The sequence below is a fragment of the Streptomyces sp. SID14436 genome (genome assembly GCF_010548465.1).
Classification (GTDB): Bacteria; Actinomycetota; Actinomycetes; order Streptomycetales; family Streptomycetaceae; genus Streptomyces.
In genome coordinates, this window is sequence record NZ_JAAGMD010000018.1 from 1 (window position 1) to 835 (window position 835).

General features: G+C 77.2%; 1 protein-coding gene. It reads left to right on the forward strand.

What is annotated here, in order from left to right:
- The coding region (locus G3I53_RS00630) for an XdhC family protein (RefSeq protein ID WP_164437921.1) at positions 1-771 on the forward strand (771 nt) is incomplete at its 5' end.
- Positions 772-835: the final 64 nt, after the last annotated feature.

Below are 835 nucleotides of genomic sequence, written 5' to 3' on the forward strand. Positions count from 1 at the left end.
ATCGTGAGCGGCCCCGCCGAGCTGCGCGGCCGGGCCCTCACGGTCCGCCCCGGCGGTGCGTGGGAGGGCGGCTTCGGCGGCCACCCGGAACTGGACCGGACGGTCGCGGCCGAGGCCGCCGCCCTGCTGGACGCGGGCCGCACCGGCACGGTCGAGATCGGCGCCGAGGGCTCCCGGTGCGGAGCCCCGCTGACCCTCCTGGTCGAGTCGTCGGTCCCGCCGCCCCGCATGATCGTCTTCGGGGCGATCGACTTCGCGGCGGCCCTGGTCCGGGTGGGCAAGTTCCTCGGCCACCACGTCACCGTGTGCGACGCCCGCCCGGTGTTCGCCACCCGGGCGCGCTTCCCCGAGGCCGACGAGGTCGTCGTCGAGTGGCCGCACCGGTACCTGGAGCGCACCGAGGTCGACGGCCGCACCGTCCTGTGCGTCCTCACCCACGACGTCAAGTTCGACGTGCCGCTGCTGCGGCTCGCGCTGCGCCTGCCCGTCGCGTACGTCGGGGCGATGGGCTCGCGCCGCACCCACCTGGACCGCAACGCCCGGCTGCGCGAGGTCGGCGTGACCGAGTTGGAACTGGCCCGGCTGAGGTCGCCCATCGGCCTGGACCTGGGCGCCCGCACGCCGGAGGAGACGGCCCTGTCCATCGCGGCGGAGATCGTCGCCGACCGGCGCGGCGGCAGCGGCGCCTCCCTCACCGGCGCCCACACCCCGATCCACCACGACGGCGGCTCCGGCCCGGGACCGGCGGGGCGGATCGGGTCGGTGGCGTGAACCGGCCCGGCGGCCGCTGAACACCGCCGGCGCGACCCGTGCGGAGCACCGGCACCCGCTGGGC